Below are 6628 nucleotides of genomic sequence, written 5' to 3' on the forward strand. Positions count from 1 at the left end.
TGAAATAACAATGGGTTGCCTAACGCATCCACAATGGCATGGATTTTCGTTGTTTTTCCGCCACGACTTACACCGATGTGTTGGGCAACTTCGGTATCGATGGCGTTTTTTTTGCCCCCGCACTATGTTGGTGAGCGCGAACGCTTGTTGAATCGATGCTTACGTTTTCAAAATCAGGTTCGATTTGAAGCGCCTGAAAAATCAAAATGAGTGTCCCGTCATTGCGCCATTTACAAAAGCGCGCATATGCCGTTTTCCAAAAGCCATAGCGTTCTGGCAGATCACGCCAAGGTGCGCCACTACGCGCAACCCACAGCATCGCATTGAACATCTCACGGTTACTTCGTTTCGAAGGACGACCGGTTGTGTACGGTGGGAAGAACCCTTCAATTTGTTTCCACTGTTCATCTGTTAATTCGTAACGACTTGGCGCCATTTCATCCACCCCATTTTCTGATTTACACCATTATATCATGGGGTGGAAATAGTTTTTAGACAGAACCTAGTTAAATTGACAAATTATGAAGTTGACCTAAGAGAAAAAAATATGGTTCACGCAATGGTGAAAGTAGGTGCTTTCCCCAATTTAAAAGAAGTAAAGGACTTTGAATTTGAGTTCCAACCATCTATAAATCGACAACAAATTCAGGATTTATTAACATTAAGATTTATTGAAAATCAAGAAAATATCGTATTTCTTGGGCCCAGTGGTGTGGGTAAGACACATTTAGCTTCAGCTATTGGAATAGCGGCAGCAAAGAAACGCACTAGCACTTATTTTGTGAAGTGTCATGATCTTATTCAGAATCTCAAGAAAGCTCACCTTGAAAATCGACTTGAAAGTCGATTAAAGCACTATACGAAATACAAATTATTGATTATAGATGAAATTGGCTATCTACCAATCGAAGCTGATGATGCGAAACTTTTCTTTCAACTTATTGATAGACGGTATGAACATAGAAGCACCATATTTACGACGAACGTAAATTTTAAGGAATGGGACGGGATTTTTCAAGAAGCAAAGTTAGCCAATGCGATTTTAGATCGTATCTTACACCACGCCACTGTTATAACGATAGTTGGAGATTCTTATCGTTTAAAAGATCATTTAGCATCTGAGGATGCCTGATTTTGTGCACTGTTAAGTGAGCGCTTATGTACATAGATTAGTTGACATTTATACTAGATTGTTATGTATAGCATTTCTTAAATGCGTATAACCAAAGTGGAGTTAACTATTTAAATTATGTCATTTTAACAGCTATAATAATATTAAATAATGAGTATCATAGGAGGAGAATTATGGGAAGTTATGTTGTTAAAAATGAGATTGAAAGTAAACTGAAAAACATTCCACAACATCCGTTAAACAGTGTAAGTGTAAATTACAAAAAAGAATTATTAGAAAACTTAAATGAATTGTCTAAAGGTGAAATTTTGAAAAGTACAAAAAATTTAAATGCACTAACTAATAGGTTACAATTATCAAATTTTAATGAGAAGCAGTACTATCAGGGAATATCTGAGATAGTATTTGAAGTATTTCCCACAAAAACCCAAAATATCTTTTTTACAGAAAAAAAATTAAGAAGCGATAGAAATACAGATGTAGACATCCAAATTGTTAAAAACGGATATAATTTTAATTTTGAAATCAAAACGCCTGAATTTAAGGAGAATAACGCAGATACCTTTTATATTAATACTGCATTTCGGTCTGTTTCTAAGGAAAGTTTGGAGAAAGCAAAAGTAACATTGCAAGATGAAATTATTACTCCAATTTTAATTAAAAGTGATAAATATGAAAATTATGAATTTACAAAAATTAATGATAATAAAATGTTGGATTATTTAAAATCAGCCCAAGAAAAATTCGTATATTCTGACAGCAAAACTTTAAATGTACTTGTAGTGTCAGTATGTACAAATGAAATGCAAGATTATTGGGATTACTTATTTAATTCTTTCACGGGATTATTTACAGATTCAACTTATGACAATCTAGGTAATTACGATAAAGTTGATATTGTATTGTTAACTAATATTGTTTCTGGTCATCTAGGTGAAATAAAAGGAGCTTGGGATTTGAAAAATTACTGCAATTTATTTTTCCCTAATCCATATTGCGAGAAATTTTCCACAGATCTTTGGAAAGAATTGTATTGTGAACTTTTGAATTTGATTCCCAATCACACTTACGAATTTGATTATTTCCTTATGGAATTGGAAAAAGAAATGAACAAGGCGGGGATAAATCTTCATGGTCTCATATTTGATAGCTTTATATCTGAAAAATTCCCTGAATTCTCTAGTATTTAAAATTCTCACACCGTGTCATTAGCAATACACTACAATTAAAGTTCGTGTACTATTTGTAGAAACAATTCTAATGATTTGATAATAACGTGCACCGGGTGCACAAACAATTCTGACAATTCACTACAATTTATGAAAATACATTGTGTGAGTTAGAAGACTCGAAGTCATAAGTGAGAAAAATCTTGCTTATGGCTTCTTTTGTTCACAAAAAAAGCCCCCAAATAGAGATTTGGGAACGAACAAAATAGTTGGGTTCTAGGATACTCTTGCAAAGTATCTGAAAAAAATGCGTACATACGCTGATTCTATCGACTAATAAAGAATGAGATGATAAAATAGCAAAAGTAATATACATCAAGCAGGTGGCGGCTGAACTCCCTTTCGAAAGGGGGTGAGGCAAGATGACGGTATATGAAGCACTAAATTTAGTTGAATATCGGGTGCCTGGCACCCACACAATTCACTACAATTCATGAAAATGCATGGTGTGGTGGATAGACATAGAAAGCCTTTCGCAAGAGCAATCTTGCGGAAATATTGAGTGCCTGGCACTCACACAATTCAGGCACTATTCTGACAATTCGTTAGAGGTTTGATTGAAAAGGAAGAACTAGCCTTCGGGTTGGTTCTTTCTTTTTTAAAAAAGATGAGGAGGTGAGATAATGAGTATGGAAAAATTTATTAGTAAGTTGCAAAAAGATTTCGGAGTCGATGTAGAAGTTCAGGAGATAAGTGTTGAAGCGATGCCAATATTTGTTTTGCGCTTTTCCGATATCCATTCAAATGCTATAAAGCGAAATTTACAACATTACACTTTTCATGATATGGCTATTAGTGCAAACCAAGCTGCAAAGATGAAGAGCTACATTCCACCATATGTTGGAGATGCGAAAGTTTATGAAGTTAGCAATAATCCTTATACGATACAGATACAGGCTTTATTACCTGTTGTGTATTTTTTTGTGCAAAGAGTCCTTCAATAGCAGAAAAAGGACTGAGCCGTGCTAAAGCTTAGTCCTAAAATAGTAAAACTACCACTAGCTCTATTCATCTATCAGAAAAGAGGTGTGATTGTGTCGTATGAAAAGGTGTTTTTATTGAAGTGCAAGGAGTGTCAAGAAGCATTTTTTACAGAAGGAGAGAGTCATTTTTATAAAAAGAAGGGTCTTCATACTCCTAAAAGATGTAAAGCATGCCGTGAAAAAAGGAAGTTTCAACATGAGCAGAGACGTCAAAAACAGGAGTTAAATCGTGTTTTAGCAAATTTGCAATTTGAACAGGTAGAAGAAGTAGAAATGCAATCGGCTGATTCCAATACGACTCTTTACATTATTGGAAACGGATTTGATCTCATGCATGGTGTTCCATCGAGTTACTATCATTTCAGAGATTCCATGGGACGTCATAGTGAGCTTAGAAGAACACTAGAAATGTATATTCTAAAAGAAGACTTATGGGCTGATTTTGAGGAAAGTCTTGCTTATATTGACGATGAATCGATGCTCGTTACGCTCAATGATTGGATGGATACTTTTGACGTAAAAGAACAATATGATGATGATTTTTCTGCAGCAGATTTTTTCATGGCATCTGAAGCAGCTATGGCCCCTACATATACTATTATGGAAGAGTTGCCAAAGCAATTTAGAAAATGGATAGTTACTTTAAAACCAACTATTTCTAACACACCACTCAAGCAGATTATAAATACTGCAGCAAGGTTTATAAATTTTAATTACACGGAATTTCTTGAGACAATTTATGGTGTGTCTAAACAGAATATTTTCTATATTCACGGGGAAAGACGGGATACAAATAAAGAGTTGATTTTAGGACATTCTGACATGGCTAGTGATGAAAGTGGTTCGGATTCAAGTGAATCAAAAAGTGATCAGTTGAGAATGAAAAACCAAACAACTTATGATCTGTACGCAACCGCTGGATATCAATTAGGTAATTATTACTCCTCGACTGCCAAGAAATCCAATGATGTAATTGAAGCTAACAAAGCAACATTCATTGCTTTTGCAGATATAGATACAGTAGTAGTCATAGGGCATTCTCTATCAGTAGTTGATTATCCATACTTTAAAGAGATTATTAAAATGAATAGGAAGCCATCAAATATGAAATGGTTCATCAGTTGGTACAGTGCTGGTGACATCAAACGTATTGATGCTTTTGCAAAGAACCTTGGTATACAACCCAAGCAGATTAAATTGTTTAAGACGTAATATCGCCGTATTTTACAAACAATAAATCGGGAAACAAAGAGGTGCTAATGTAAACAATTACTAGCTTTTTGTCGCTTAATTACAAGGTACATGGAACAATCATCTAAGCCTTTGAGTTTCTGGGTGTGATGGTGAAGAGGAACTAAATATCGGGTGCCTGGCACCCACACAATCAAACTTGGAAACATTCTCAGCAGATATGATTGAATCATTTGAAATCACATCTCAGGGAACTGTTATTGTTACAATTACAGCTGCAAACGGTGGAAAAGAATTCGTTCTTGATGCTAAAATCAATGATGATGTAGCACCTGAAGTATTAGGAGTTACTGGAACAGCAGCAACTGAGGCAATCGGCGGAACAGGTGGAAATGCTGATAAATTCCTTACTTCTTTAACAGTTACTTTCACAGAAGCTATCCAACTAGCTGACTCTGCTGATATTCTTGATGCATTTACTTTAGGAAGTGATGCTTCTACAACAGCAGTATTAGCTGAAGATGGTAAGTCTATTACTTTAACTTTTGAAACTACATCTAAAGTATCATCTACATCAACTTTAAAAGTAGTAGCTGATAAACTTGTTGATTTAAATGATAACGCTTTTGAAGAAGAAACAGTTAATTTAACTGTTTCTGATGAAGGAGCAGTATCTATATGATGTAACGTGTGCCTTTCCTTTAGGGAGAGGTAACACGTTATTTTTTTAGGAGGCAGATAAAAATGAATGTGTATGATACGTTTAGCGAATGGCTGTATGTAGAGGGAAAGCGACCACAGACTATTACCACCTATCAGACGGATGTACGGTTATTTTATGAAGCGATACGAGGTGAAGTACCAAAGGATGCGGCATTTAGTCGTGTCGAATGGTTACGCTACTTACACACGTTACAGCAACAGTATAAGATCACCACGATTAATAAGAAGGTTAACAGTATGAAAGTATGGGGAGATTACTTAGTATTACAGCACGTTGTAACCGATAACCCGATACGTTTACAGACCGATCGTATGAAGTTAGCGGCAGGCGAAGACCGTGAAGCGATTGCAAGATTCTATCAAAGGTGAGCAGAGGACGCCCACCTCAAGGAGTGTAGCGAGTAGGTGGGTGGTGAATGCTACAAGGCATTAAGTTTTGACTGTAAATCAGCTTTATTGTATAATCAGTGTTATAAAAAAGAAAGGCTGATACAACAATGATTTTAGATAGTAATAATCATTCAGTGTTCTCATTGCACTATCACTTAGTTTTAGTCGTCAAATACCGAAAAAAAGTATTTAATGATGAGAAATCAAATTACTCAAAAAATATTTTTGAAAGAATAGGAAGCAACTACAACATATCTTTAATCGAATGGCACCATGATAAAGACCATGTTCACATTTTATTTAAAGCACACCCTAATACCGAACTTTCAAAATTCATCAATGCGTATAAATCCGCAAGCTCACGATTAATAAAACGAGATTTTCCAGAAATCAAACAGCAATTATGGAAAGGAATGTTTTGGTCTAAAAGTTACTGTCTCATAACAACTGGCGGTGCATCGATAGAAACGATTAAAAAATATATTCAGTCTCAAGGACAAAATAATGATTAGAAAGAGGTGACTGTTATGCCACATAAAGCCTATAAATTCCGTATCTACCCAAACAAAGACCAACAAGCGCTTATTCATCAAACACATGGGCATTGTCGTTTTGTCTATAACCATTTTCTTGAGTTGTGGAATACTTCTTATGAAGAAGAAGGAAAAGGGTTGAATCGTTCCATTATGTCCAAAATGCTCACAAAGCTGAAAAAACAAGATGAAACGGCATGGCTACGCAACGTAGATAGTGTGGCATTACAAGCCTCTTATGAAAATTTAATAGACGCTTTTAAACGTTTTTTTAAAAAGCAAAATAAATATCCACGCTTCAAAAGTAAAAAGAATCCAGTTCAAAGTTATACTACGAAGAATACGAATCACAATATTGCGATTGTCGGTAATCAAATGAAGCTACCAAAATTAGGACTTGTAAAGTTTGTAAAATCGCGTGAAATTGAAGGGCGTATTTTAAAGGCG

7 protein-coding genes and 2 pseudogenes are annotated in these 6628 nt (G+C 35.2%); 8 read left to right on the plus strand and 1 reads right to left on the minus strand.

What is annotated here, in order from left to right; all coding sequences use genetic code 11:
- A pseudogene (locus V514_RS0101490) lies at positions 1 to 436 on the minus strand (IS5 family transposase); the annotation flags it as partial.
- A 60-nt stretch (positions 437 to 496) separates the two neighbouring features.
- Here V514_RS0101490 and istB point away from each other — a divergent pair.
- The 8 genes and pseudogenes from istB to V514_RS0101530 all read left to right on the plus strand — a co-directional run.
- Positions 497 to 1132, plus strand: a pseudogene (istB, locus tag V514_RS0101495) (IS21-like element helper ATPase IstB); the annotation flags it as partial.
- 173 nt (positions 1133 to 1305) lie between these two features.
- Entirely contained in the window at positions 1306 to 2322 is a 1017-nt protein-coding gene (locus tag V514_RS0101500; RefSeq protein WP_029497904.1) for a hypothetical protein, read from the plus strand.
- Between the two features lie 662 nt (positions 2323 to 2984).
- Positions 2985 to 3305 (plus strand): hypothetical protein, encoded by a 321-nt coding sequence (locus tag V514_RS0101505; protein ID WP_029497905.1) that lies wholly within the window; start codon positions 2985 to 2987, stop codon positions 3303 to 3305.
- Between the two features lie 90 nt (positions 3306 to 3395).
- On the plus strand, positions 3396 to 4556 hold the full coding sequence (locus tag V514_RS18680) for an AbiH family protein (protein ID WP_161630159.1): 1161 nt from the start codon (positions 3396 to 3398) through the stop codon (positions 4554 to 4556).
- Positions 4557 to 4734: 178 nt separating this feature from the next.
- Entirely contained in the window at positions 4735 to 5217 is a 483-nt protein-coding gene (locus tag V514_RS0101515; protein ID WP_029497907.1) for a hypothetical protein, read from the plus strand.
- A 278-nt stretch (positions 5218 to 5495) separates the two neighbouring features.
- Positions 5496 to 5627: a hypothetical protein gene (locus V514_RS20745; protein WP_268744195.1), complete on the plus strand. Its 132-nt coding sequence runs from the start codon at positions 5496 to 5498 to the stop codon at positions 5625 to 5627.
- Between the two features lie 128 nt (positions 5628 to 5755).
- Positions 5756 to 6160: an IS200/IS605 family transposase gene (gene tnpA / locus V514_RS0101525; protein ID WP_029497909.1), complete on the plus strand. Its 405-nt coding sequence runs from the start codon at positions 5756 to 5758 to the stop codon at positions 6158 to 6160.
- Positions 6161 to 6175: 15 nt separating this feature from the next.
- On the plus strand, positions 6176 to 6628 hold a 453-nt coding region (locus V514_RS0101530), incomplete at its 3' end, for an RNA-guided endonuclease TnpB family protein (protein ID WP_029497911.1).

It is taken from the genome of Kurthia huakuii LAM0618, from assembly GCF_000505545.1.
Lineage (GTDB): Bacteria > Bacillota > Bacilli > Bacillales_A > Planococcaceae > Kurthia > Kurthia huakuii.